We start from the raw sequence: 26,133 nt of genomic DNA, 5'->3' as shown, positions 1-26,133 counted from the left end.
ATTCAAGCTAGAGTGAATCTAAAATAAATTTAAATCAATCTAAAACCACTAATTATAATAATTTCTAACCTAATCTAAAACTTTAATCTAAGACTAAACAATTAGACAATAACTAGACTTTAACGTTTATTGTCATCCTCACTAGAAACTGACTTAATACTGCTATTAACACTAGGCTTAATATAAGGGTTACTTCTAATAAAACAGTCCGCAACACCAATACTCAACAAGCACATAACTAAAGACGAACCACCAGCAGAAATAAACGGCATAGGAACACCCATAACAGGAAGAACTTGAACCACAACCAATATGTTTATTAAACCCTGACCTACAATCCATGTAGCAATACTTATAAGAGATATCGAAACAAACTTACTATGAGATTGCAATGCGGAAGTTAACAAACACCATCCAATAACGATATAAAGAAGAATCACACAAGACGCTACAAAGAATCCCATTTCTTCGCCGATAATCGCAAAAATAAAATCATTATGAGCATAAGGTAGATAATTCCATTTTTCTCGAGAATTACCTATGCCAACACCCATAAGACCACCAGAAGCCATAGCATATTGCGCATGAATAGCTTGGAAGCACACGCCTTTTATAGACTTAGCATCACAACCATGGATAGTCGCAAGAATACGCCTCATACGATTTTGACTAGTAACAACCAACAATAAAACAGCTGCAGATGCAGATATAAGAGCGACAACAAGCCACTTTGTAGGGAATCCTCCTATATAAAATGCGACTACGGCTATAAGAAGAATAATCAACGCAGTACCAAGATCTTTACCAGCAACAACAAGAAGCAATGAAACTCCAAGAGCCGCTACAGACGGAATGTATGCGCGCATTTGAACACGCTCATAAGCTTTCTTAGCCAATATAAGAGCCATAGGAAGCCAAATACATATAGCTAACTTGGTTATTTCTGCAGGCTGCATTGTAAAAGGACCTATTTTAATCCAGCTAGCATTACCATTAACCTCATGTCTGATTCCTGGCACAAAAGTCAAAAATTGCATAAAAACAGATATTGCGTAAATAACAATAATCTTACTTTTATAGAAATCGACTGGAAGACGAGAAAAAATCAAATAACCAATAAATCCAATAATGCAATAAATCAATTGACTTATTCCAGAACCCCAAGGACCTGCTCCATAAGTAATCATAGTCACTGAGGAACTTGAAAAAACCATAAATAAGCCGAAAACGGAAAGCATTGCAACAGATATTCTTAAACCATACAAACACCATAATGGGTTAAATATGCTACGAATACCAACGTATTGTTTAAAAGCATGACTGTTTTCATTAAAAGTTTCATACGCTCTTGACGATTTAGTAGAACGCTGTTTTTTACTAGAAGAAAACAATCGCAAAGGCTTTTTATTAGCATTGTTAGTATTAGATTTTTTGCTATTCACGTTCATGACTATTAACCCATCGCTCAGATTCTTTAGCAAAACGAGATCCGCGATCCGCATAAGACACAAACTGATCCATTGATGCACACGCTGGAGCCAACAACACAACATCTCCTTGTTTTGCATAGCATCCAGCAGCATCAACTGCTGTAGAAATAACTTTTTGACCTAGAGAAGAATCTGGGCTAATAGTCTTATCGTTTTCCACTTTTTTAAGAACAGAATCATCCGCATAATCAAAAGACTCACAACCTGTTCCATCTGGAGAAACAATAGTTACTGGAATATCTTTTCCATTAGCATTAAGAGCCTCTATAATCGGTTTTTGATCTACACCAATCACAACAGCAGCCTTTATAATACTTCTATTATCTTTAACTAGATCTTCAAAACAACCGCCTTTTGCAAGCCCCCCAGCGATCCAAATTACAGATTTTTTACCAAAACTAGAAATAGATGCTGCTGCAGCGTGAGCGTTAGTAGCCTTTGAATCATCTACAAAACGAATCGAGTGTTCAGGAAGATTATCGTTAGCATTTAAAGTTGCAACAGTTTGAATCCTGTGACCTCCTGGAGCAAAGTTACACAAAGCTTTTACAGCATTTTCAACATCTGGATTCAACCCTAATGTAAGAGCTAAAGCAGTCAAAGCATCTGCAAGAAGATGAGGATATACGCTTCCATCTGGTTCGCATAAATGCTTAAGATCCCTTAGCTCCACTAATTTAACTGGATCTCCAACTTTTCCGCCAGCAACACCACTCTTATCTACAATCCAACCATTTTCAACACCTATTTCTCCAGATTCTGGAGGTTCAAGTGTAAAGCCAATTTTCTTACAACCATCTTCTACTTGAGCGTTACTTGCAAGTTCACTTACTCTAGGATCCTGAGCATTATAAACAAGAGCCTTTTTAACCCCATTAAAAACTTTAGACTTGTCTTTTGCGTAAGCTTCAATCCCACCGTGCCAATCTAAATGATCCGCAGCAATATTAGTAATAGCTGCACAATCTAATCTCATCGAATTAGTAAAATGAAGCTGGAAAGAGCTTAATTCTACACACAAAACATCATGCTCTGATTCCATAGCAGCGTGAGAAACCGATTTTCCAATATTTCCTACTGCAGGAGCATCAAAACCACAAGCAGTTAGCATTTCGGAAGTCATCTCTGTAGTGGAAGTTTTTCCATTCGTGCCAGTGATTCCAACCCAAGGTGCAGGATTATTGGTTTTATCTGAGTTTACACGAACAAGCCAAGCAAGCTCCACTTCACTAATAACTGGAATATTACGCTTCTGCGCTTCTAGAATAAAAGGTGTACGAGGATTAAAAACAGGAGATGTTACAACAGCATCTATATTATCCCAATCAATCTTGGAAAAATCGTGTACCTGAGCCTCTTCCTTACGCTCATCTGCAGTAATCGCTGTAGCACCAACGGATTTAAGCACTTCTACAGCACCAATGCCAGAAACACCAAGACCCGCCACAAGAACATTATTGAATGGGAACTTCTTGTGGAACGACAATTCCCTAAGCAAACAATCTTCTGCAACGCTGCTCATACTATTTAACCCTCACCAATTACCAAGTAGATACTCAATTACTAAGTCAATGCTAATCGTTAAGTCAGAACTAATCGTTAAATCAGTAACCCAGAATGACCAGCCCAATCCGCATAAAACATCATCAATGCAGACAGTACAAACATAAGCTCAATCATCCAAAAACGGACAACGACTTTACCTTCTGCCCAGCCAACAAGCTCAAAATGATGGTGTATAGGAGCCATTTTAAACACTCGCTTATGCGTAAGCTTAAAACATCCAACCTGAATTACATCACTACATGCTTCTATAACAAATAATCCGCCCAAAATAACAGCTAAGAACTCTGTATGAGTAGCTATAGAAAGAGCAGCAAAAAGACCACCTAATGCCAATGATCCTGTATCTCCCATAAATACCTGAGCAGGATTTGAGTTGTACCACAAGAATCCAAAGCAGGCAACAGCTGCACAAACAGCAATAATAGTCAAATCAAGAGGGTCAGATACTGCGTACGAGAAACCAAAATGACCGCCACCTTTAACGTGGTAACTTTCCCAAAACGCAATCATAGCGTAACCAGCAAAAGCAATCATTGAAGAGCCAGAAGCTAAACCATCTAAACCATCTGTAAGATTTACAGCATTAGACCAAGCCGCCATCAAGAAGTTAACCCAAATAATAAAAACCACAATTCCTACGACTTGCCCAAACATTGAAAAATCAAGGAATGGTTTTTCAATAAAGCTCATACCAGCCTGAGCACTAGCAATACCAGACTGAGTTGGTAGCATTAGAGCCAAAAGTGCGTAAATGCTTGCAAAAATAATTTGACCAACCAGCTTTGCACGAACCGAAAGACCAAGATTCTGTTTTTTACGAACTTTTGCAAAGTCATCAATGAACCCAAGAAAACCCATAGAAAGCATTGCAAAAAGCACAAGAACCGCAGACCAGGATGGAGTACGTCCAACAGAGAAATATCTGTAAAGAGCAGAAGCAGCCCAACCAACTACAACAGCAAGGTTTATAACAACACCTCCCATTGTAGGAGTTCCACGTTTAACTAAATGAGATTGTGGACCGTCCTGACGAATGTACTGACCGTAATTTAAACGGTGTACTAAGCGGATTAAAAGCGGCGTACCGACAATAGTAACAATCAGCGATACCACAATTCCCACGATAAGCGCAATCACAGGTTAACCTCCGTATGTTCATTAAGACTCTCATTAAGTTTAGACCAGCGTTCAGCTAACACGCTCAAGCCTGAAGCATGAGACCCCTTCAATAACACAACACTACTCGAATGCGCGGCCACAAGGTTCCACACAACGTTATCCGCCTCAGTGCAATCATGGACAAAATATACGCCATTTTCAACATCAAGGCTCTTATTCTGCCAATTATCTTTAGCACCTTTATAAATGCAACCAGCTAGTTCATCTAATTTTTTATCAAACTTAGAACCAACAGCTATTAGTGCATCAATATTATGCTTTGCAACATATTCGCCTATTGATTCATGCATATTATTCTCATTAGAACCAAGCTCTAACATAGATCCAAGAACTGCTATTCTAAAAATATTATTCTTTTTACTTGTTAGATCTTCTTCAGCATTAACGTTTAAATCATGTAAGTCATGATTTTCATAAGAACACAATCCATCAATTCCAGCCTTCATGGAATCAGGGTTTGCATTGAATGAATCGTCAATAAGCGTAAAAACATTATTATTGTTAGAAATTTTAGAAAGCTGCATTCTATGCGGACTAATATGCGAAACTTCATGCAAAACTTTAGCAATACTATCAAGATTCATTCCAAAATATCTTGCCACATTAGAAGCAGCCATTGCATTCATAACATTATGCTGTCCCTGTATAGCAAGATGGACTCTAACTGAGTTTTTAGACTTATCCTCATTCTTCTCATTAAGAACAAATTCTGCACAACCCATTTCATCTAATGAAATATCACTTGCAGACAATTGGTAATTGCCATTGTTAGATGCGTCAAAATCACCTTCCATATTGCTGTTTTTACCAAACCAACGCAATTTATCTTGATCAGCTAAAGAACGCATTGCAGATACTCGAAAATCATCAGCATTTAAAATTGCTATTCCGTGTGCAACAAGACCTCTAACAATCTCACTTTTTGCCTGAGCAATTCTTTCTACAGAACCAAACTCACCTAAATGCGCAACACCCACCTTCAATACAACAGCTAAATCAGGAGGAGCTATTGTGGTTAGTTTTGCGATTTCGCCAACATGATTTGCTCCCATTTCTGCAATAAGGAATCTCGTGTTTTCATTTACTTGCAAAGATGTTAACGGCAAACCAATTTCATTATTAAAAGATCCAATTGGTGCAACAGTGTTACCGAGCGTTGAAAGAAGAGCCTTGAGCATATCTTTTGTAGTGGTTTTTCCTACTGAACCAGTTATGCCGATAATACTAAATGGTGTATTTAACGCGCGGCGACGCTCAAGATTGTGTTTTGCTAAAAGTCCAAGAGCTTCAACCGAATTTTCAACAACTATTTGAGCAATTTTACTATTATTAGACTCATCTAACTTTACAAAATGCTCCACTATTGCAATTTTTGCACCAAGTTCTGCAGCTTTTTGAACAAAATCATGACCATCAACACGATCGCCTGGTATTGCTACAAATATGGAAGAATCCACAACTTTACGAGAATCACTTGTTGCATAAATAACAACATCATTATCTGAAATAACAACATCATTATTTGTTATGCAAAATTTCTCAGAAGTAACACTGTGGTTTTCTTTTACTAAACAACCACCTATAAAAAGTCTGCCATTAACCGCAGCAGCTACTTCCTTAACACTCATAGGCATCATACGCATATTATTGGTCGTTGTATTATTGCCCAAAGTCTTATTTTGCATCATAACCTCGTTATTTTCCCAACATTGGTTTCATTTGCTTTGCAACAAATCTATTAATCATCAACACGTTTCTGAACACTACTTTAATTAACACTACTTTAATTCATGAGACACTCGTAACGCGCTTTTAATAGTTCCTCTTCTAACTCCAGCTGCAAGAACCATCGCTATTGAAAGAGAAAGATGTTTGTGAACATCCTTACCACCAATCTGATCTGCTAAAGCAGCTAACTCATCTGATTCACGAGAACGCATAACGCAATAAGATCTTTCATGACTTACAAACCCATAACGTTGTTGAAGAGTATAAAAACTTATTACTGGTCGCGCGGACTTCATACTTTCTTCATCTATAGCGGAATCATCATTTTGATTTTTGATAAAACTATTGTCGTAATGTTTATCAGATTTATTAGCAGAAGTTCTAGAAGAAGAAATATCAGATACACTATCGGATTCACTATGAGATTCACTATCGGAATTAAGTGATTCGACTTTTTGCTGCGATTTTGAATTCTGATTTGATGTAGTATCAGAATCATACTTCTTTTTATTATCTGAATGATTATCTGCATTATCATCTGCATGATTTGCATGATTTGCATGATTTGCATGACTATCAAATTTTGAAGTATTAGAGTAAGGATCAGAATAAGAAGAGTCGCTTGCATATAAGTCAAGGCTTCCAGCCATTGCTAAAGCATTATTGCTTTCAACTCCAAGAACATCAACGTTAACAGACTGCAATGCATCTTTACTAAGAGTTGCAGAATTTAATGCTATTACAACAGCTGCAGCGCCATCTTCTACACACACAGACAAGTTATGCTGTATATCAATTATTCCCATAGGATACTCTAAATCTAGCTCTCTTTGAAGAGAGCTAGACCCAGCTGCACTAATAATACCGACTGGATTGCCGAGCATATGAAGAAAATCAGCCAAACGTATAACATTTGCATAAATCTCATCATCACTATCTCCTGCAACTGCAAAAGTTGCTATAAAAGATGACGGATCGCAATTAACATCACAAGCTAGCTTACCGAGAGTTATTGGATTATTAGAAGATACCAGCAGAGGAATGCCTACACTCATTGCTTCAGATCTAAACTCTGGAGGAACCATTGCAGCATAGGCTCCAGCATCTCTAGCAGCCTCTAATTGTCTCTTATCTACTCGAGATGAAGGAACAAAAAGACAACCTGGTTTAACACTTCTAACATCACAAGCTAATGATGTAATAGTCACACCAGATGCAAAGGAAGGAATTACCTCAAAACCATACTGTTCAGCAGCAAAACCAAGCGTCACTCTGGTTCTGGAAAATTCATCAACAGCATTCATACTCGCACTCGCCCTTATTTGTTGTATATCACCATTCTACAGCAATAGGGTTGCTACGAGGAGTAGAAACTGGAACATCATACTTTTGCATCAAGAATTCTCCAATTGCTTTCAAAAGAGGTGCTGCTGCAACAACGCCGAAAGTTCCCTGAGGATTACTTAATGCCACTGTAATAGCAAATCGTGGATTATCCACAGGAATTACTCCAGCACAATCTGCAACGATAGAACTTAATCCTCCACCGAATCCCGCTACTTCTGCAGTACCACTCTTAGCAGCAACACGGTATCCATTAATTGATATAAAGTTCTTGTAAGATTCCGCTGTGCTTTCCATAGCATTCAACATTTGCGATGCTACATGTTCATCCAAAACGCGAGTTGCCTGAGGTCTCTTGTGCTCTGAGACACGTCCATGAGGATCTATTACAGATTTGATTATTGACTGTTGGAGCCTTACACCCTTGTTCGCAATAGTCGCAATAGCATTAGTAATTTGTAAAGCGTTAGTGGCATAACCCTGACCAAACAAAACAGTGTTTTGCTTACGACCATCCCATGCTTGTACGCTTGGAAGAAGACCAGGAGATTCACCTTGTAAACCTAAACCAGTATATTGCCCAATTCCAAACTTAGACAAAAACTCATAACGCTTGTTATTAGGATATTTTTCGCCAGCTAAAATCATGCCAACATTAGAAGATTCCTTTAAAATTCCAGCTAATGTTAAACGTTCGATACCATGACTGTGAGAATCATGGAAAACCTGACCTTGTTTGTCTATTGTACCTGGAACTGAGAATTTGTCGCTGAGTTGACGCGCACCAGATTGAACCATTCCAGCCATGGCAAACACTTTGCCTATAGAACCTGGCTCAAAGATCTGGCTAACTGCTTTAGAAACAGATGCTCTGGCAGCTGAAGAACCAGCTTTAATATCGTCAGTATCTTCTAACGCAAGAATCTCACCAGTGCGAATATCCTGAACAACAGCAATTCCCCATCCAGCTTTGTACTGCTTCATTCCGTCGAGAAGAACTTTTTTAACGTACCAATCTACATCGCTGTCAATGGTTAACTTTATGTCATTACCATTTACAGCGTCTTTATATTCGCTAACAGTACCAGGAATTTTCTCATTTCCAACATTGTTTCCCTGATACTTTTGATATCCATCTGTACCAGTTAAAACTTTATCTTGCGAAAGCTCTAATCCAGATTCACCTATTTCGCCTCTTCTACCCTTTGCCTCTGGTCTAGAGCTTTCTTCGGCATCTTTGACAGAACCAATTAGGGCACCCAAAATAGGACCACTTGAATACACTCGTTCACTACTGTTTTCTGCATAAACACAACCAGAAAGGTTGAGTTTGTCAATTGCACGCTTAACAGAAGGCTTCACATTCCTCTTGATAACTGCGTAACGACCCAATCCAGAAATCTTTCCGCCGATTTCAACAGAGCTCATATGAAGAATTGGAGCTAAAAGACGTGCCACCGCCACGGCACCAGTACCTTCAACATCCTTACCATTAATCGAATGACAATTACCAGCAGTTTGTTTTGTGCAAGGAGTAGGTTTAAACGCCTGCGCATTCATAGGATCAGCAATTATATTGTATCTTTCAACACTTTGAGCAAGAACTGAACCGTTTGTATCTAAAATACGACCTCTTCTAGCAAGAATTGGTTTTGTCCTAATACGTTCTGCTTGAGCCGCCTGAGCAGTAGAACGAGCATTAATAAGCTGTATAAAACTAAGTTTTACTATTGCACATGTTGCAACAAACGCAAAAATAATTGCAACAATTACGCACTTCTTTGCAAAAACTGTGCTATTCATCGCAGCAGTCTTATTAGCAGCAGACCGATTATAGGATCCGTAAGCCTCATAAGAATTCGCATTGTATGTGCTGGCCTTTTTAAACCTTGTAAATTGCGATTTTCTTTTAATCAGCTTCAGTAAGCTAAAAACGCGACTAATACCATCTTTTAGAGACTTACTGGTTTTTGAAAATCCACTGGAATTGCTTGTTCTATTAACTTTGTCTTTAATAGAATTAACAACTCCATTAACTTTGCCTGAATATTTGGCGAAACGTTGCTTGATTTGGCGGCTCATCAATGTTTCTCCTTATCCTTTGGTTTTTGTTGTTTAGATTGTTGTTTAGATTGTTGTGAATCATGCGCCTGCTGTTTGGGCTGCGACTTTTGATTCTTAGAACTAGCCTGTGTTTGAGCTTTCTTAGCATCAAGCATTGCTTTTTCAGCTTTCTTTTTATTTGCATAATCGCTTAAATCAACGGTTATTGCACCTTGCTGCGGAACCATTCCCATCGTTTGCGCTTTTGCTGGAAGATCCGCCTCTAAAGTATCTAATTTTGTTTGCGCTGTTTCTACATCTTGACGAAGCCTAGAAATACTCGATTGTGTAGCAGCCTGTTCAAAAGATATTTCTGCCATTTTTGTGCGCAACAATAGAGATGTTGTAGGAGTGATTACTAAGAACAAAACAACGATAATCACATTAAAAAGAGGCGCTTTACGAGTATTGCTCCACTCTATAACCTTATGCAAGCGGTTCATTACTGTGTAAGATCTGCGGTCTGATGCGCTAAATACCAATGGAAGGGATTTTAGAACACGATTTTTCCTTGAATCTCCAACAACTTTTTCTTTTACACGACCTGCAGGAGCTGCTGTTGCAGTAACAGTAGACAATCCAGGAGCACGGTTTTTTAATGGTTTAATCATTAGAACCTACCCCCTTTTTTATGTGCAAATCGTATAGTCGAAGAATTAGATGATTCTTCAATACCTCTAGAAATAGATTCAAATTCCTTAATCCAACGTTCTGGAATATCTCGAATCAGTTCCACTGCACGCAAGCGAACAGACGAAGACCTAGTATTATTTGCTATTTCTTCCTTAGATGCTTTTACAGCTCCTCTAGTTAGCGCCTTAAAGAAAGGCTGTGCATCTGCTGGAACAATAGGCATATTCGCTGGAACATCTACTTCTAAGCCATTGTTCATGAATCTTTTAACCGCAATATCTTCTAGCGAATGATAAGATTCAACAACAATCCTGCCACCTTGATTTAAACGCAGAGCCAACTTTGGTAGTGTCCTAGCAAGTTTGTCTAATTCTCCATTAACCTCAATGCGAAGAGCTTGGAAAACTCTCTTAGCTGGGTTTCCTGGAGCACGATGAGAACGAGGAATGACGTTATCAACTAATTCAACCAGCTGACCAGATGTGGTAATCGGAGTCTCTTCACGAACTTGAACAATTTTGCGAGCTATTGGACCAGAAAAACGCTCTTGACCATATTCTCGGAAAATATTCGCAAGCTTATGCGAATCATAAGTCGCGAGAATAGTCGCAGCTGTTATGCTTTGTGTAGTGTCCATCCTCATATCTAATGCAGTGTTGTGAGAATATGAGAATCCTCTATCTTCTTCGTCTATTTGCAAGCTAGAAAGTCCCAAATCCATAAATGCTGCATCAATATGGTAGATTGCTAAATCTTCAAGAACTTTGTCGACTTCATCAAATGCTGCATGTACTGGAATAAAACGTTCGTCTAATCCTTCTTCACGCATTCTTTTCGTAGCTAGCTCAAGAGCTTCGCCATCTCTATCTATGCCTACAAGCGTTGCAAGAGGAGCCGCTTTAAGAAAAGCTGTTGCATGACCAGCAAGACCCAGCGTGCAATCCACAACAACAGAATTCTTGTGGTTTAACGCTGGAGATACTAGATTTACACAATCGTCGAGCAATACTGGTGCGTGTATTGTAGATAAGTCCTTCATCGGATCACCTTTCATTGGATCACCGCCGGAAGAACATCATCTGCAATATCTGCATAATCTTGCTCACGATCTGCAAGGTATTCGTTCCAAGCAGACTTATTCCATATTTCTGCGCGAGTGCCAACACCAATTACAACAATCTCGTCTCCAAGATTTGCGTAATCTCTTAACATTGGTGGAACTACTATGCGTCCCTGCTTATCTGGTTCTTGATCTACAGCGCCAGAAAGAAACACTCGCAAATAGTCTCTTGCAGACTTATTGCTCATAGATGTGCGCTGAATCTGCGTTGTAATACGTTGAAACTCTTGCATTGGCAGTACGTATACGCAACGTTCCTGACCGCGCGCCATAACAAAACCATTCCCTAATTGAGATCTAAATTTCGCTGGTAAAGCTACACGACCTTTTCCATCAATTTTTGGAGCATATGTACCAAGAAGAATTGGGGTTTGATTCTGTTGCTGATTCTGATTGCTTATGCCATTACCACGAGAATCTTCATTATTCGGTAAAGGAGTGGAATTAAAAGCCGAATATGGAGCCTGGCTAATGGGTTGCGCAAAAGGAATCTGCTGCATTGGCGGAATCTGCTGTGGCTGATACATCTGTGGCATCACATAATAAGGCTGAGCGTACGCTTGAGGATTTTGCATTGGCATATGCATTTCCTGAGCATTAGCTTGAGCAATATTTTGTGAATCACTGTCAGAGAGATTTTGAGCATGCATAAAGGAGGAATTGGCTTTATTCTGCGCATTATCATCCGCATTATTACGAGCCATAACTCCACCTCCTTTTCAACATGCAATATGCCACTTGCACATCGTTCACCATTTTACCCCATTCCTCACCAAAAATCCCCACTTTTTATAAAAAAATAATATTTTTTTTCATAAAAGTGCCACTTTATGCATTCGTCGCAAAAACTTTCTTAGAAAATACCGTGTATAAGCCTCGAGATATACTTAAACGCCTAGTTTTTAGCTCAACATTTAAGAAGAACGGACACAAATGTCTACGTACTCCTCACAACTTAGCGAAGAACAACAAGCAGTTGATTGCGCTTACGGACGCTTAGATGACTTGCGCTCTACGGTTCGTACAAGACTTGACGCTGTACGAGCTGCAGGATCACACGGGTCGCCTACTCAGCGCACCGAACGTGATTCATTTGCAACAATGTATGAGGATCGGTTAACTCAACTTAGAGCCGTAGAAGACAGGCTTGTGTTTGGAAGACTTGACGATCGCGAAGGAACAAGACACTACATAGGTAGGATTGGTCTACTCAGTGAAAATCACGATCCTATTCTTACAGATTGGCGAGCAGAAGCTGCGCGACCATTCTATGAGGCGACGCCACGTCACCATGGAAACATCGTTATGCGTAGGCATATAACTCTTAAATTCCGCGAGGTTGTTGGAGTTGAAGACGAGATTCTTGATATTCATGCAGACGAGGTAAACAAGGCTTCTAAGCAGGGAACTCTAACAGGCGAAGGTGCTTTACTAGCTTCACTAGGTTCTCGTAGAACTGGAAAAATGACGGATATTGTTGCAACTATTCAAGCTGAACAAGACCGCATTATTCGCGCTCCTCTTGACCATACTATTGTTGTACAAGGTGGACCTGGTACTGGCAAAACCGCAGTAGCATTGCACAGGGCAGCATATCTTCTTTATACACATCGTAGAAAACTTGAAAAATCAGGCGTTCTGATTGTAGGACCAAGCTCGGCATTCTTAAGATATATAGATCAAGTTTTGCCTTCTTTGGGTGAAACTGGTGTTGTAAGTAGAACAATTTCTGATTTGATCCCAAATGTTCATGCTGTTGCAGAAGATACTCCACATGCGGCAAAGCTTAAGGGAATGTATCGCATGAAAAACGTTATTCAGAACGCTGTTTGTGCAAGAATACGTGTTCCTAAAGATTTACCAACGCTACGCATAAACGGGTTTGCTGTGCAACTCAAAAAAGAGGATATTGAGCTTGCACAATCAGATGCTCAACGAACACACCAACCTCATAATCAGGCTCGCAAAACCTTCGTAAAGTCAGTTATAAGTTCACTTAGAAATAGATACCTAGAACAGTTAGATTACACTCCTTCGCAGTCTGAAATATCCGATATTACATCGCAGCTTCGTATGGAAGAGAAACTTAAGATTACTTTGAATCTTGCTTGGCTCCCTATGACTGCCACGTGGCTTATTGACCAGCTGTTTTCTAAACCTGAACAACTTCGCATATATGCTCCTTGGTTAAGTGAAGACGATATTTGTGTATTAACTAGACCAAAAGGTAGTCCTCTAACTCGCTCTGATATACCGCTTCTTGATGAGGCTATGGAGCTTCTAGGCGCAGATCCAAAAGTTGAGGCACAAAATGCTGCAAATGCTCGCAAAAAGCTCGAAGAGCAGCAATACGCTTCTGAAACACTTGCTCAAAATGGCATTGGAAATGGAATTGTTACCGCAGATATGCTCATAGAGAACATTCAAGGTGACGATACAAGCATGGTAGCCAATCTTGCTGCGTCAGATAGAGAGTGGACTTATGGTCATGTGGTTGTAGATGAAGCTCAAGAGCTTACAGCAATGGATTGGCGAATGCTAATCCGTCGCTGCCCTTCTAGATCATTTACAATCGTTGGTGATGTTGCTCAAACATCCGCTTTAGGTGGAACGCATCATTGGCAAAAGAATATGAGCTCACTGTTTGGAGATGCAAACTGGGATCTTTACGAGTTGACCATTAATTATCGTAACCCTAAAGAAGTTTCAGATGCTGCAGGAAAAGTGGCAAACAACTCTGGATTGTACATTTCCACAGTTAATGCTGTACGATCTGTTCCTGATTCTCTTGTTACCCATACACTTAAGCATCAAGATGAACTAGATAGAACACTTTCAAAATATTGCATTGATTTGTTTAAAGAATTCGTATCAGAAGATGGAAGTGGTCGCGTAGCGATAATAGTTCCTAATGAACTATTAGACCATACTGATAAAATCGTTAAAGATACTCTTCGTAAAAATCTTTCCGATAAAGAATACAATCGTATACTTCAACAGAATTCAGACGATAGTCAGATTAGCGTTTGCACGCCTGAAGACGTTAAAGGATTAGAATACGATGCCGTAATTCTGATACAACCTTCTAAAATAGAACAAGAGGCAGCATCTATGCTTACAGCAGCAGCAAATCTGTACGTTGCTATGACAAGACCAACACAGCGATTAGTCATCTTGCGCACACAAGATGATGCTGATTTTTCAAAATAAACACAAAAACACTAAACCCGAATAACCTAGTACATTGTTTGACCTATTGAAATATATGGGTCAAACAAGAAGGGTTATTGCTTACTCTTTTTAAGATCCTCAATGGCTTGTTCAAAATCTTTCAAGCCAGCGAAGTTCTGATATACACTAGCAAAACGAAGATAAGCTACTTCATCCAGTTCTCGCAATGGTTTCAATATTGCTTTTCCAACTTCTTCAGATGTAACCTGCGCTAATCCGCGAGCACGCAAATCAGCTTCAACTTCCATTCCCAACGTCTTTAAAGCTTCAGAGTCTATAGGTCTACCCTGGCAAGCTTTTCCTACACCAGCAACCACCTTTGCTCGGTCGAATGGCTCAATTGAACCAGATCGTTTCATAACGAGCAGCTGAGTAGTTTCAACTGTCGTAAAGCGGTTGCCACACATCTGGCATTCACGTCTGCGACGAATCGAATATCCATCTTCACTAATTCGCGTATCGATAACCTTAGTATCGGAATTCTTACAAAAAGGACAATGCATACATCTAGCATACTAAAAATTATTAAAATATGTTATATATGCTTTAATATTTGTTATATAAATAAATCGATTTTTTCATATTTTTGTCCATATTCTTGATAAATTTTACCAATAAATACCTGAATTGATGGATATAAAACCATATCTGCAACTACTCGTACCCTTGTTTCATATATCGACGAAGACATAAATACAACATTGTTATAATCTTCATCATACGAGTCACATTCGCAAGTCCAATCCATATAAACCTCCATATTTTAACTATCGAATAAAATTATCTACATTGATTAATCGTCTATAAACGGCACTTTTATAGACTGACCTATTTCTAAATCTGCTGAATCTAAATTATTAATTTGCATGAGATAATCTACAGAATCAGAAATATTACCGTCTTTGTTTGTTATAGTTTTTGCATAACTCCATAAAGTATCTCCAGGACGAACAGTGTATGTTACAAAAGATTTTGACACTGCAGAAACTGCTGGCTTTGGAGTAAAAATAATCCACGCAAAACACACTAAAGCAACAAAAACAATAAATCTAATAAAAGATTTACTATGCTTATTTCGCTTTAAACAGGTTTTATCTACGCAAGTACCGTTGTTCGCAAACTGACTATATAAAGCACCAGTTGCTTTTGATCTCTTATACATAATTACCCTTTCTCACAAATTTAAATCAATATAAATCCGTATGAACATTTGTTCTATCGAACAGGTGTATCAATCTTGACACATCTGTTCTAAAGATGCAACGGCGTGTCGAACATATGTTTGATTTTTTTGCGAGTTTGTCATAGAATAAAATCATCGAAAGGAGACCCCATGAATATCAACACAAACGAGATTAGTGATTCCGCGGCGCACAACACAGAACCGCTAACAGATCGTCAGCGCAAAATCATGGATGCCATACAAAATTGCCTTGAAGAACATGGATTTCCTCCATCATTTAGAGAAATAGGCGAAGCTGTAGGCTTAAGAAGTCCTTCTTCCGTAAAACATCAATTGCGAGCCTTAGAAATGAAAGGACTAATAAGAATAAGCGCCAATAAAGGGCGTGCCATTGAGGTTATTGGAGATTTCTTAAAGAAAAATAAGGAGAAAGCTCATACACTGATTACAAAATCAGCAGTAGACGTAAGCATATACAACAACGACTCATTGATTCACTCACACGACGTACCACTTGTTGGGAGAATTGCAGCTGGAACACCTATAACAGCAGAGCAACACGTTGAAGATGTTATGAGATTGCCAGAAAGACTTACTGGAAGCGGAAATCTATTTATGCTAGAAGTGCATGGAGATTCAATGATCGATGCAGCAATCTGCGATGGAGATTACGTTGTTGTACGAGAACAAAATGAAGCAACAAATGGAGATATAGTTGCCGCACTTCTAGATAATGAGGCTACTGTAAAAACGTTTAGAAAAGACAATGGTCACGTCTGGCTTATGCCACACAATCCAGCGTATTCACCTATCGATGGATCACACGCAAAAATAATGGGTAAAGTTGTTACTATCTTAAGAAAAATTTAACGTTTTAAGCAGAACTAGAACTAAATTTCTAGCAAACGCAAAACATTACAAACACTCTCTCAATATGTAAAACAAACAACAAAAATCGCTGTGATTAGCAGCTATAAGAGCTTTAAAATCACAGCGATTAAAAAATGAACTTTCCTGTCACATAAAATTTATTATGCAAGAGGATGAGAATCCTTGATAGTTACAGAAATCTCACGACCATTTGGAGCAGAATAGCTAACAGTATCACCTGCTTTAGCGCCCATTATTGCAGCACCAATTGGAGATTCTGGACTAATAACATCGTAATCTGTAGCAACAGCAATATCGCGAGATCCAAGTACATAAGTCATTTCTCGGCCAGCAAGCTCCAAAGTTACAAGAGAACCATTTCCAACACTGCCAGCTTCTGGAGCCTCGAGAATCTTAGCATTACGAAGCTTAACAATAAGCTCGTTAATACGACCCTCATTCTTGCCCTGCTCCTCACGAGCAGCCTGATAACCGCCATTTTCAGACAAATCACCCTCAGCTCGCGCAGCAGCAATACGTTCAGTAATTTCATCACGATACTCGCCTTCGCGATGAGCCAATTCTTCCTTGAGCTTATCGTAAGCTTCCTTAGTCAACAAAATCGTTTTTTCTTCAGCCATTTTGTAATCTCCTTAATAAAGAACAAAGAATAAAACAGCAAATTAAAAATCAATCACACGCAATATTCATCGCGTAGAAATAATATCGATCACAAACACAAGAGTGTCTGAACCACCAATTCCAGCCTGAGGAACTCCACGAGAACCATAACCATACTCAGGCGGAATAGAAACAAGAAGCCTAGAGCCAACATTATGACCTGGAACAGTACGATCCCACCCCTGAATCACCTGACCAACGCCAATGCCAAAACTTGCTGGCCTATGACGATCAAAGCTAGAATCAAACGGCTTATCCGCGCCCCAAACAACACCATGATAATTAACAGTCACAGTATCTCCAGCGCGAACTAAAGGACCATTACCTTCTACTAACTCAACAACCTTAAGCCCCGCTGGCGGCTCAGACGCTGGGAACGTCACCGTTGGCGTAGTACCAAATTCCGCAACTACTTCTGGCATATCCTGTGCCATATTGCCCTCCTTTATAACCTTTTCCAATCCCTTACAGCCATATGTAAATGCTTAAAACATTTGCAAAAATCAACTAATGTTTAATAGCATTATCCAAAAACTTCGAACATTATAACAGTTCTGTAATCTTATAGCGTGATTTAGATTAGCACTCAACCGCTACCTATGCCAATAATATACAGTTAAATCCTAATCTAAATCCTAATCTAATCCAAAACTTAATTTAGGATTCAATCTAACATTCAACAACGTTTACGGCGAGTCCACCTTTAGATGTTTCCCTGTACTTAGACATCATATCTTGACCAGTTTCCTTCATTGTTTTAATCGCATTATCAAGGCTAACAATATGCGAACCATCACCTAGCAGAGCAATTCTTACAGCATTAATCGCCGTATTAGCAGCCATAGCATTGCGCTCAATGCAAGGAATCTGCACCAAACCGCCAACAGGATCACAAGTCAAACCAAGATGATGCTCAATACCAATTTCCGCAGCATTTTCAACCTGTTCAGGAGTGCCGCCAAGCACCTCACATAATCCAGCAGCAGCCATAGAACACGCGGAACCAACTTCTCCCTGGCATCCAACTTCTGCACCAGAAATAGAAGCATTGCGTTTAAACAGGTATCCAACAGCGCCAGAAGCAAGAAGGAATCTTACAATTCCATCTTCACTAGCACTATCTACAAACCGCCAATAATATTGCAAAACAGCTGGAATAATTCCGGCAGAACCATTAGTAGGAGCCGTAACAATACGACCACCACCAGCATTCTCCTCACTAACAGCAAGTGCAAAAAGATTAACCCACGCAGAATCGGAGCTTTCTAAAGCTGAATCAGCCCTGCGATGATTCTGACGAAGCATATCTGAATTAGCGGCAAGACGAGCATACATATTGGGAGCACGCCTAGGAACATCAAGTCCTCCAGGGAGAATCTCCTGTTTAGAATTACAACCATTTTCCACACACTTGCTCATAACCTTCCACACATGTAGCAAATAGGAGCGAACGTAATGCGCATCCCCCTCATGCAAAGCAAGCTCATTTTGCCAAACAATATCACTTATATTCTTATGTTCTTTTTTGCAAATTGAAATAAGCTCTTTACAAGTCGAGAAAGGATAAGGAACAGTTGAATCATTGGAAGAATTTACGGAAGAATCGCCAGCCGCCGTAGAATCGCCATTTACAGAATCATTTGTCGAGTCAGACTTAGAATCATCAACATTATTCGCATCATCTAAAACGCGATCATGCAACCCAACCATTGCATCATTCGCGTTACCTTTGCGAATAAAACCACCTCCAATTGAATACCAAACTTGCTCGTCAACAGTGTTACCTTGAGAATCAAAAGCCACAAACCTCATGCCATTAGGGTGTGCAACCATGCGCTTCCACTTTTCAAAAATCACATCTGAATCGTAATCAAATTCAATAGTATGACTATGAGCAAGAGTCAAAGTACCAGTTTTCTTACAATATTCGCGAATAGTCATCATGTGTTCTGTATCAACATCGTCAGGTAAATTACCCTCCAAGCCTGCAACAGAAGCACGATCCGTGCCATGGCCCAAACCTGTAAGAGACAAAGAACCGTACAATGTAACATGAACTCGCGCAACATTATTAAGCTTTCCGCTTTCCTTCAACGAGGTAACAAAAGCATTCGCAGCGCGCATAGGACCAACAGTGTGAGAAGAACTAGGTCCTACACCAATCGAAAACATTTCTAAAATACTGAACACATATACATTGTAAGCATAATTTCAAAGGCACGACACGCAGCGATTCGATATACGTTGCGTTCAACATAAAAATAAAATGCACACAAAGCCCAAAAACCAACTAAAGTTGATAAAAGTTTATAAAAGCTAATCAGCGTCTTCATCCATAGAAATATCGGCAGCGGAAATATCCGAAGAATGACTGTTGTCTAACCAACTTACGATTAGTCTGCTAAATAAGTGTAAAAGCATCCACACAACAAAAGCAAACATTACTGCACAAATCATAACAAACATATCGTTTCCATTAGTTGGAATGTGCAAATCAAAGAAATGAGCGACAAACGGTATAAACGCGCCCACAACACCAGCCAGCGCAAAGCACAACACCATTATTCCGCGCCAAGAAAAAATAGGTTTAGAAACAGTAGCTAAAACCACTACACCAAGCGCAAAAACAACAACCGCACAAATACTACGAGTCACACCCAAAGACTTGGCTGCACCAACAATGAGCTTGGAAGCACTCACACCAGACGCATCTAAACCACGCGCCAACATCATAGGAGCAAAAACAGCCGTAACCAGCACAGATATAGCAACAGCCACACCATTAGGAAGCGCAAAACGCACAACACGATGCAAAAACCCTGGAATATAACGCCTTGAATTAGGAGCCAAAGCCAGCAAAAACGCTGGAATACCAATTGTTAACGAGCCAATATAAGTTATGTGACGAGGCAAATACGGGAAGTGAAGACCAAGAAGAACAACACCAGCCGAAATAAGTGCAGAATACACAGTTTTAACAAGGAACAATCCTGCAACACGCTCCATATTTGCCATAACCTGACGACCCCTAGCAACCACGTCTGGAAGATGCGAAAAACGCGAATCAACAAGCACAACTTGAGCCACAGCCTTAGCTGCAGGAGCAGCATTCCCCATAGCTACACCCAAATCCGCTTCTTTAAGCGCAAGAGTATCGTTAACACCATCGCCAGTCATAGCAACAACATGACCCTTAGCATGCAGAGCCTGAACAATCGCCTTCTTTTGATCTGGCAAAACACGACCAAGAACATCAACATTCTCGAGCACCTGGGAAAGCTGATTAACATCTTTAGGAAGATTCCTAGCATCCATAGCAATAGGCTTAGAATCGCCGGTTAATCCAACTTTTTCCGCCACTGCAGCAACTGTTATAGGATTATCGCCAGAAATAACACGGCATCTAACTCCCTGCTTCCTAAACCATGCGAGCGTTTGTCTAGCATCCGAACGAATTTTCTCCGAACAACGAACCAAGGCAACAGGACGCGCATTAGAAGAAATAGTAGGAGAATCAGAAAAAGTAGAATCACATGAATCGCTGTCATCTAAAGCAAGGAGAAGCACACGCTCACCTTTTTGAGCATATTCATTTACGCGATGCAAAATACGATCAAACTGCTCATGCGAGCGCATATTAGAATAGTTAGAATCAGAATTGCCGTCAGAACAATCACGAAACTCACGAAACTCACGAATCGCACTAACCAAAACTTCTGGAGCACCCATGTACCAAGTTTCAAAACTACCATCTTTATGCTTGTAATTAATAGCACTCCATTTTCTAGAAGACGAGAACGGAAGACGATTATTTATTACGCAACCAGAGTAGACACCCTGATTTTCAACGTTTTTATCATTAAGACCTTTGCTAAAAGTATCTTTACTACCAAGACCTTCCATAATTGCTATACCAGTAGCATTTGGATTTTCTTCATTAGACAAATCAAATAAAGCTTGATTTACAAAACCGCGCAAACCATCATTCAAGTCGAAAGCATCCGCACTGCTCTGCTTTACAACATCACTTAAATTGTCATCAAGCAAATCCACGCCTACAAATGCGATTCCACCATCCGTAATAGTGCCAGTTTTATCCAAATTCAAACAATCCACTCGCGCCAAAGTTTCCACAGATTCTAGCTCTTGTATCAGAGTCTTCTTTCGAGCGAGGCGCATAGCAGCAACAGCAAAATTAAGCGAAGTTAAAAGCACAAGACCTTCTGGAATCATGCCGACAACACCAGCGACAGCAGAAACCACAGCACTACGCCAATGGCCAGTTTGCCACGCAAGCGCAAAACCACCAACCTTACTAATCTGAGACCATACAAGCAAGACGCAAAGAGGCACAACAACAATCGTCATCCACTTTAAAATCGTGTTAATTCCACGGCTCAAATCCGAAATTGTTTTAGTGTAAACCTTTGCTTGAGCAGCCAATTTAGCAGCATAACTGTTGCCACCCACAGCCGTAACACGAGTCAAAGCAACACCAGAAACAGCGGTAGAGCCAGAATATACGCGATCCTCTGCAGCCTTACGTACAGTTGCAGATTCGCCCGTAAGCATTGACTCATCCATCTCCAAACCCCAAGATTCAAGCACTTGCACGTCTGCAGGAACCTGGTCTCCAGCACGAACCCATAACAAATCACCAAGCACAATATCGCAATGGTTTATAAAAACGTTCTTTCCGCCTCGTCGCACAATCGATCGCGAAGCCACAAGAATCGAAAGCCTATCAAGCGTGTGTTTTGCACGCAACTCAGTAACAACGCCAATACCAGTGTTAATCAAAATAACAAAACCAAAAACGGCATCTTTCCAAGATCCAGTAGCGAGAACAACCACCATTGCTACAAAGATAATCGCATTAAAAAGTGTAAACACGTTTGCGCGCACAATAGAAAGCACAGACCTAGATGTTCGATTAGTCGTAATGTTAACGTCGCCATTTTCCACAGCATAAGAAACTTCATCTGCATTTAAACCAGATTCGTTAACTTCTGGCAAATCAGGCAAATCAGACATGTCACTTATGTCACGCAAATTATCCAAATCACGCATCTGCAGCCTCCGAGAAGTCTCTGGCAAATCTTTCTTAATTACGCTAGTTCTTGTCATTTATAATCACATCCCTGCTGTGAGGCGTATTATCTATTAACGATTGAACGATTTTTAGAAGAGATGAATGTTGAATTTTTCCCGATTTATCTACATTCGACTTATTATCCCTATTAAACTCAAACAAAGCTTGATTGTCTAAATCCTTGAAAATATACAATTTTGCAGCGTACAAAGTTGAATCCTTCGGAGGATTTTTAGGATTCACAAGAGCTACTGGTATTCCAGCAAAACGAGCATATTTAAGCGCATCAATCCAAGATTCACGAGCCTTTAAATCTACATGCGCTCCACCAGCATTGCTTTTAACACCTAAATCTGTAGAATCTGAAGCATCAATATTGATGTTGTTAATCAATATCATAGAAACAGGCTGCTCGGAAGCAGACTTAATCGCATCCCTTGCAGCCTCATTAGCGTTCTTAACATCCGACACAGAAGCATAAGCTGCGCTCAAACCAGATTTTTCGCATAAATGAAGGAGTTTGGAATCAAGAGATGCGGATTTTGACCCAACTATAAGTAGCTTGATATCTTCTACGTCAATGCCATCGTGAACTATGTCGTCTGCCTTACCCGTATCCCCAACCGCGTGATTCTTAGGCTCACACCCACTCAAAGACGCTACCGCCAATAGAGAAATCGACGCAGCTGCACATAAACATATCACGCGTTTAAGTTTATTCATAAGCACGTGCTTTGTTTTGCGCATAAGAGACATAAGACTTTTATATCACAAATTGCATATGAAATACTTAAAAGGCGTATTACCATGATGTAACAGTCGTTGCTCTCCTATGTATATTAGATGGAGCCACAAGTATCTCACGATTAGTGCAATTAGGAATAATCTTATTTTGTTTAAATTCAGAATGCTGTTGATTGGATTCACTATCTAGTCTCTGAAGTACTAGTTGAATCGCAGTCTTTGCAACTTTTCTTGGAACAGTTGAAATATTAGTAATAGGCGTTGGGAAACTCTCTGCATAATCATCAGAACAATGTACAATAACCGATAAATCTTTCCCAGGCTGAATATTTCGTTCTTTCAAATACCATAACAACCACTGAGCTACACTAGGCTGACGAACAATAATACCAAGCCTATCATCTTTGTACTTCAATAATCTGTCAGCGCATTCAACAAAACCTGTCCAGTCTGGAGATTTTCTTGGGACTATAGAATACGGAATATTAAGCTTTTCACATTCTTGACGTATAGCCATATGGAACTCGTGAATAAAGAACATGTTTTCAGGCTCTTCAAAGTCTATAGAGTACGGGTTACTCACAGGCTCCCCTATTACAGCAATATGATGATGATTTGTCTCATATAGTTCATCAACTGCCATACGTCCTGCAATACGAGCATCTAAATCTACGACATCCAAGCCCTGAGCATTCCTAGGTCTTCCAATTAGCACTGTTGGCTGAGTCAATTGGCAAACTACTGGTATACGAGGATCATTAGTCTCAATATCCATAAGGATAAAAGCATCACAAAGTGTCTTATTAGCTAATCTTTGTATACTCTTTGAATCATGTGCAGTTGTGTTAAGAATAACATCATATCCATGTTCTTCAGCATAACGAACTATGGTATCTATGTAAGGAGTAGTTTCATTTGCATCTTTATCGCTACACATCTCTGCAAATAGTGCAATAATGTTCGTCTTAGATGTTCGAAGAATGCGAGCGCCAGCGTTAGGATGATAGTTAAGTGTGCGCATTGCATTGAGTACACGGTTACGTGTTTCAGGAGCAATCCCGTTTTTATCATTAATAACAAACGAAACAGTTGTTTGCGAAACTCCGGCTAAAGTCGCTACATCTTTACTTGTAGGAGCTTTGTAGGCAAAACCGTCTTGTGAAATTCTCATTGCATTACAACCTATCGCTAAGCAATTACAACCTTTGTACTACTTGCCATCAATCCCAAAATATACAGAATATATACTATATACAAAATATACTCTACATTTTTTTTGTGAATATTGGAATTCGATCCAACGGCGTATCAACAATGATAGTAGTTGGTCCATTAAAAATAATTTTATCATCACTTTCCCAACTTCCATCAGGAATATAAACAGAACGCTGTTTTTGATATTTATTAAGAGCTGGAGCCACTATAATCCTGTCTCCAAGTAAGAATTGATCAATTATATCTTCACAATGATCGTAGTGGTAAGACATTGGTCGTACTATTGGCTCACCAGTATTAGCAGCATTTAATGCAAACTTTTGTATCGTCGGCAAATATGCTTCTCTTGTTCTTATAGCACAAATTAGAGCTTTCATATGCTCTTTATCTAAAACACGGTGAGGTAAAGTAGAGAATTGCATCATAGGACATAATGCTGCAATCTGTGCATACCGAATAAAGAAATCTTGATCTATACTATTAGCATTTTGCATAGATTCAATTTCGCCTCCACCAATCATATCTGGACATGTGAATGCGTGACCAATAAGACCTTGAGCTATTATTTCTGGAATAAGCGATTGTAGACCTTCAACCCCCCACGATTGTGGCTTATCTCGTAAGCGCTGCACTAAAGGCTGACCACCCATTTTCCAACATGCTCTAAACTCGTTGTAAGAGTAGCGCAACCCGAATTTCGCCCATCGCTCACAAAATTCTGCAGACGTCATTGATTCGTATGAAATGTCATCGTTATGACACTCATAAAAATCACCACCATCGAATTTAAACCCATCAACACCTATTTGTCTAAGAGCATCAAGCTTCTCTTCTAACCAAGAGATTGCTTTTGGATGCGACAAATCAAGAACAGCACTCAATCCGTTCCACCATCGTCGTATTGCTGTTTCCCCATTTACATTTCTCAATAAAAGATTTTCTTTTTCCAAATAACGGAAATTTTCAGAATCAGGACTAATGAAAGGCACGAGCCAAAGCATTATACGAAAGCCTTGTTCGTGCAATGAGTCAATCATTTTACGAGGTTTTGGAAAACGCGAAATATCAAATGTCCAATCACCATAATCAGGTGACCATTTGTCATCAATCATAATGATTCCAGATGGCATTCCTGATTCAAGAATCTGACGCGCATAATTTTCTACTTTATCTTGTGTTGGAGCATAAGGCATTTCGATCCAAGTATTATATTGTGGCTTATCAATAAGATCTGCAGGTATACTTCTATCGCTTGGTGGAAAATATTTATTGCAAGCATACTTATAAGCATCAGATAATTTATCCCCGACTTTGTTAAAAGTTAATGAAGAAGAGTGTTTTATCGATAGAGTTCTATCTTCAAATGTAAATTTGAAAGGTTCTTTGCACCATACATATCGTCCACACGTAGATATTAATAGTGGAGAAGATTGATTTGAAGCTTCAGGAACTTCTCTTAGTTTTTGAGTCCATTCAGACAAATCTCTTGTAAATAGTTGTTTTCCAAACGGCTCATATATTCCATCAATTACTGTTCCACCCCACCAGCGCTCACCTTCGAGCAGTTTAATTGTGGTTACAAATTTATCAGCTATGTTTGAAGCCATGTTTGAAACTACATTTGTTTTTGTTGTCTCTGCTGTATTTAGCACATCCGTTGTGCGACTAATTTCCACGTTCATCTTGCATCCTAAAAAAATATTATCTGTATACATTCAATTATTACTAATACGTATTATTACTATAATATTAATGATGGATATTGTCTAATATATATAAAATATTCTTTATACATACAAATTCATCTTGATTATTAATAACGAAATACCTTAATAAATCACTATTTTTAAGCTTGTTATATATCTTTTTAAAAACACATATAACTATATTTAAGTTGCATTTTTATAAGATATGTGCCATACTGTACCTATCAGTACTAATACGTATTGAAAAG

Annotated in this window: 21 protein-coding genes; 2 read left to right on the top strand and 19 right to left on the bottom strand. The window is 39.3% G+C overall.

Annotation, left to right across the window (positions count from 1 at the left end; genetic code table 11):
* Window positions 1-119: 119 nt before the first annotated feature.
* From HXT24_RS03115 to mraZ, 9 genes are all read right to left on the bottom strand, one after another.
* Window positions 120-1,448 carry an FtsW/RodA/SpoVE family cell cycle protein gene (locus HXT24_RS03115; RefSeq protein WP_019261452.1) on the bottom strand — a complete coding sequence of 443 codons (1,329 nt, stop codon included), beginning with the start codon at window positions 1,446-1,448 and terminating at the stop codon, window positions 120-122.
* Window positions 1,435-3,012 carry a UDP-N-acetylmuramoyl-L-alanine--D-glutamate ligase gene (gene murD, locus HXT24_RS03110; protein WP_019261453.1) on the bottom strand — a complete coding sequence of 526 codons (1,578 nt, stop codon included), beginning with the start codon at window positions 3,010-3,012 and terminating at the stop codon, window positions 1,435-1,437. The genes HXT24_RS03115 and murD overlap by 14 nt, the downstream gene beginning before the upstream one ends.
* A 77-nt stretch (window positions 3,013-3,089) precedes the next feature.
* Window positions 3,090-4,193: a phospho-N-acetylmuramoyl-pentapeptide-transferase gene (mraY, locus tag HXT24_RS03105; protein WP_004116897.1), complete on the bottom strand. Its 1,104-nt coding sequence runs from the start codon at window positions 4,191-4,193 to the stop codon at window positions 3,090-3,092.
* Window positions 4,190-5,920: a UDP-N-acetylmuramoyl-tripeptide--D-alanyl-D-alanine ligase gene (locus tag HXT24_RS03100; RefSeq protein ID WP_180946762.1), complete on the bottom strand. Its 1,731-nt coding sequence runs from the start codon at window positions 5,918-5,920 to the stop codon at window positions 4,190-4,192. The genes mraY and HXT24_RS03100 overlap by 4 nt, the downstream gene beginning before the upstream one ends.
* A gap of 93 nt (window positions 5,921-6,013) precedes the next feature.
* Window positions 6,014-7,267 carry a UDP-N-acetylmuramyl peptide synthase gene (locus HXT24_RS03095; protein ID WP_101888599.1) on the bottom strand — a complete coding sequence of 418 codons (1,254 nt, stop codon included), beginning with the start codon at window positions 7,265-7,267 and terminating at the stop codon, window positions 6,014-6,016.
* Between the two features lie 28 nt (window positions 7,268-7,295).
* Window positions 7,296-9,389: a peptidoglycan D,D-transpeptidase FtsI family protein gene (locus tag HXT24_RS03090; RefSeq protein ID WP_004112286.1), complete on the bottom strand. Its 2,094-nt coding sequence runs from the start codon at window positions 9,387-9,389 to the stop codon at window positions 7,296-7,298.
* Window positions 9,389-10,021, bottom strand: coding sequence for a hypothetical protein (locus HXT24_RS03085; RefSeq protein WP_004112281.1), 633 nt, complete (start codon window positions 10,019-10,021; stop codon window positions 9,389-9,391). The genes HXT24_RS03090 and HXT24_RS03085 overlap by 1 nt, the downstream gene beginning before the upstream one ends.
* Entirely contained in the window at window positions 10,021-11,082 is a 1,062-nt protein-coding gene (rsmH, locus tag HXT24_RS03080; protein ID WP_004122310.1) for a 16S rRNA (cytosine(1402)-N(4))-methyltransferase RsmH, read from the bottom strand. Before rsmH ends, HXT24_RS03085 begins: the two co-directional genes overlap by 1 nt.
* 11 nt (window positions 11,083-11,093) lie before the next feature.
* Entirely contained in the window at window positions 11,094-11,867 is a 774-nt protein-coding gene (gene mraZ, locus HXT24_RS03075) for a division/cell wall cluster transcriptional repressor MraZ (RefSeq protein ID WP_004122312.1), read from the bottom strand.
* A 229-nt stretch (window positions 11,868-12,096) separates the two neighbouring features.
* On the opposite strand from mraZ, the gene HXT24_RS03070 reads away from it, so the two are divergent.
* Window positions 12,097-14,373 carry a HelD family protein gene (locus HXT24_RS03070; RefSeq protein ID WP_016821300.1) on the top strand — a complete coding sequence of 759 codons (2,277 nt, stop codon included), beginning with the start codon at window positions 12,097-12,099 and terminating at the stop codon, window positions 14,371-14,373.
* A 74-nt stretch (window positions 14,374-14,447) separates the two neighbouring features.
* Here HXT24_RS03070 and nrdR read toward each other — a convergent pair whose 3' ends face one another.
* The 3 genes from nrdR to HXT24_RS03055 are packed head-to-tail and all read right to left on the bottom strand — an operon-like array spanning window position 14,448 to window position 15,556.
* A complete protein-coding gene (gene nrdR, locus HXT24_RS03065; protein WP_004116911.1) occupies window positions 14,448-14,897 on the bottom strand; it encodes a transcriptional regulator NrdR in 450 nt (149 codons plus the stop codon).
* Window positions 14,898-14,950: 53 nt separating this feature from the next.
* On the bottom strand, window positions 14,951-15,142 hold the full coding sequence (locus HXT24_RS03060; protein ID WP_032812494.1) for a hypothetical protein: 192 nt from the start codon (window positions 15,140-15,142) through the stop codon (window positions 14,951-14,953).
* Between the two features lie 45 nt (window positions 15,143-15,187).
* A complete protein-coding gene (locus HXT24_RS03055; RefSeq protein ID WP_016821296.1) occupies window positions 15,188-15,556 on the bottom strand; it encodes a LysM peptidoglycan-binding domain-containing protein in 369 nt (122 codons plus the stop codon).
* 171 nt (window positions 15,557-15,727) lie between these two features.
* Here HXT24_RS03055 and lexA point away from each other — a divergent pair, with 171 nt between their 5' ends.
* A complete protein-coding gene (lexA, locus tag HXT24_RS03050; RefSeq protein ID WP_004112267.1) occupies window positions 15,728-16,447 on the top strand; it encodes a transcriptional repressor LexA in 720 nt (239 codons plus the stop codon).
* Between the two features lie 161 nt (window positions 16,448-16,608).
* Here lexA and HXT24_RS03045 read toward each other — a convergent pair whose 3' ends face one another.
* The 7 genes from HXT24_RS03045 to HXT24_RS03015 form a co-directional block, all read right to left on the bottom strand.
* On the bottom strand, window positions 16,609-17,088 hold the full coding sequence (locus HXT24_RS03045) for a GreA/GreB family elongation factor (protein ID WP_004112265.1): 480 nt from the start codon (window positions 17,086-17,088) through the stop codon (window positions 16,609-16,611).
* 66 nt (window positions 17,089-17,154) lie between these two features.
* Complete coding sequence (locus HXT24_RS03040) at window positions 17,155-17,562, bottom strand: FKBP-type peptidyl-prolyl cis-trans isomerase (RefSeq protein WP_004112263.1); 408 nt, start codon at window positions 17,560-17,562, stop codon at window positions 17,155-17,157.
* A gap of 235 nt (window positions 17,563-17,797) precedes the next feature.
* Window positions 17,798-19,300, bottom strand: coding sequence for an L-serine ammonia-lyase (locus HXT24_RS03035; protein ID WP_004122340.1), 1,503 nt, complete (start codon window positions 19,298-19,300; stop codon window positions 17,798-17,800).
* A 144-nt stretch (window positions 19,301-19,444) separates the two neighbouring features.
* On the bottom strand, window positions 19,445-22,255 hold the full coding sequence (locus HXT24_RS03030) for an HAD-IC family P-type ATPase (protein WP_422119592.1): 2,811 nt from the start codon (window positions 22,253-22,255) through the stop codon (window positions 19,445-19,447).
* On the bottom strand, window positions 22,242-22,976 hold the full coding sequence (locus HXT24_RS03025) for a hypothetical protein (protein WP_116692269.1): 735 nt from the start codon (window positions 22,974-22,976) through the stop codon (window positions 22,242-22,244). Before HXT24_RS03025 ends, HXT24_RS03030 begins: the two co-directional genes overlap by 14 nt.
* 46 nt (window positions 22,977-23,022) lie before the next feature.
* Entirely contained in the window at window positions 23,023-24,135 is a 1,113-nt protein-coding gene (locus HXT24_RS03020; RefSeq protein WP_422119591.1) for a LacI family DNA-binding transcriptional regulator, read from the bottom strand.
* A gap of 94 nt (window positions 24,136-24,229) precedes the next feature.
* A complete protein-coding gene (locus HXT24_RS03015) occupies window positions 24,230-25,861 on the bottom strand; it encodes a glycoside hydrolase family 31 protein (protein ID WP_422119590.1) in 1,632 nt (543 codons plus the stop codon).
* Between the last annotated feature and the right edge of the window lie 272 nt (window positions 25,862-26,133).

Source organism: Gardnerella sp. DNF00354, assembly GCF_049262755.1.
In the GTDB taxonomy this organism is placed as follows: domain Bacteria; phylum Actinomycetota; class Actinomycetes; order Actinomycetales; family Bifidobacteriaceae; genus Bifidobacterium; species Bifidobacterium vaginale.
This window is presented reverse-complemented; position numbering and strand designations above follow the sequence as displayed.

Coding starts and splice junctions, on each gene's coding strand:
- HXT24_RS03115 (WP_019261452.1), bottom strand. CDS start 1,448: ATGAACGTGAATAGCAAAAAATCTAATACTAACAATGCTAATAAAAAG.
- murD (WP_019261453.1), bottom strand. CDS start 3,012: ATGAGCAGCGTTGCAGAAGATTGTTTGCTTAGGGAATTGTCGTTCCAC.
- HXT24_RS03100 (WP_180946762.1), bottom strand. CDS start 5,920: ATGCAAAATAAGACTTTGGGCAATAATACAACGACCAATAATATGCGT.
- HXT24_RS03095 (WP_101888599.1), bottom strand. CDS start 7,267: ATGAATGCTGTTGATGAATTTTCCAGAACCAGAGTGACGCTTGGTTTT.
- HXT24_RS03090 (WP_004112286.1), bottom strand. CDS start 9,389: ATGAGCCGCCAAATCAAGCAACGTTTCGCCAAATATTCAGGCAAAGTT.
- HXT24_RS03085 (WP_004112281.1), bottom strand. CDS start 10,021: ATGATTAAACCATTAAAAAACCGTGCTCCTGGATTGTCTACTGTTACT.
- rsmH (WP_004122310.1), bottom strand. CDS start 11,082: ATGAAGGACTTATCTACAATACACGCACCAGTATTGCTCGACGATTGT.
- mraZ (WP_004122312.1), bottom strand. CDS start 11,867: ATGGCTCGTAATAATGCGGATGATAATGCGCAGAATAAAGCCAATTCC.
- HXT24_RS03070 (WP_016821300.1), top strand. CDS start 12,097: ATGTCTACGTACTCCTCACAACTTAGCGAAGAACAACAAGCAGTTGAT.
- nrdR (WP_004116911.1), bottom strand. CDS start 14,897: ATGCATTGTCCTTTTTGTAAGAATTCCGATACTAAGGTTATCGATACG.
- HXT24_RS03060 (WP_032812494.1), bottom strand. CDS start 15,142: ATGGATTGGACTTGCGAATGTGACTCGTATGATGAAGATTATAACAAT.
- HXT24_RS03055 (WP_016821296.1), bottom strand. CDS start 15,556: ATGTATAAGAGATCAAAAGCAACTGGTGCTTTATATAGTCAGTTTGCG.
- lexA (WP_004112267.1), top strand. CDS start 15,728: ATGAATATCAACACAAACGAGATTAGTGATTCCGCGGCGCACAACACA.
- HXT24_RS03045 (WP_004112265.1), bottom strand. CDS start 17,088: ATGGCTGAAGAAAAAACGATTTTGTTGACTAAGGAAGCTTACGATAAG.
- HXT24_RS03040 (WP_004112263.1), bottom strand. CDS start 17,562: ATGGCACAGGATATGCCAGAAGTAGTTGCGGAATTTGGTACTACGCCA.
- HXT24_RS03035 (WP_004122340.1), bottom strand. CDS start 19,300: ATGTTTTCGATTGGTGTAGGACCTAGTTCTTCTCACACTGTTGGTCCT.
- HXT24_RS03030 (WP_422119592.1), bottom strand. CDS start 22,255: ATGACAAGAACTAGCGTAATTAAGAAAGATTTGCCAGAGACTTCTCGG.
- HXT24_RS03025 (WP_116692269.1), bottom strand. CDS start 22,976: ATGTCTCTTATGCGCAAAACAAAGCACGTGCTTATGAATAAACTTAAA.
- HXT24_RS03020 (WP_422119591.1), bottom strand. CDS start 24,135: ATGAGAATTTCACAAGACGGTTTTGCCTACAAAGCTCCTACAAGTAAA.
- HXT24_RS03015 (WP_422119590.1), bottom strand. CDS start 25,861: ATGAACGTGGAAATTAGTCGCACAACGGATGTGCTAAATACAGCAGAG.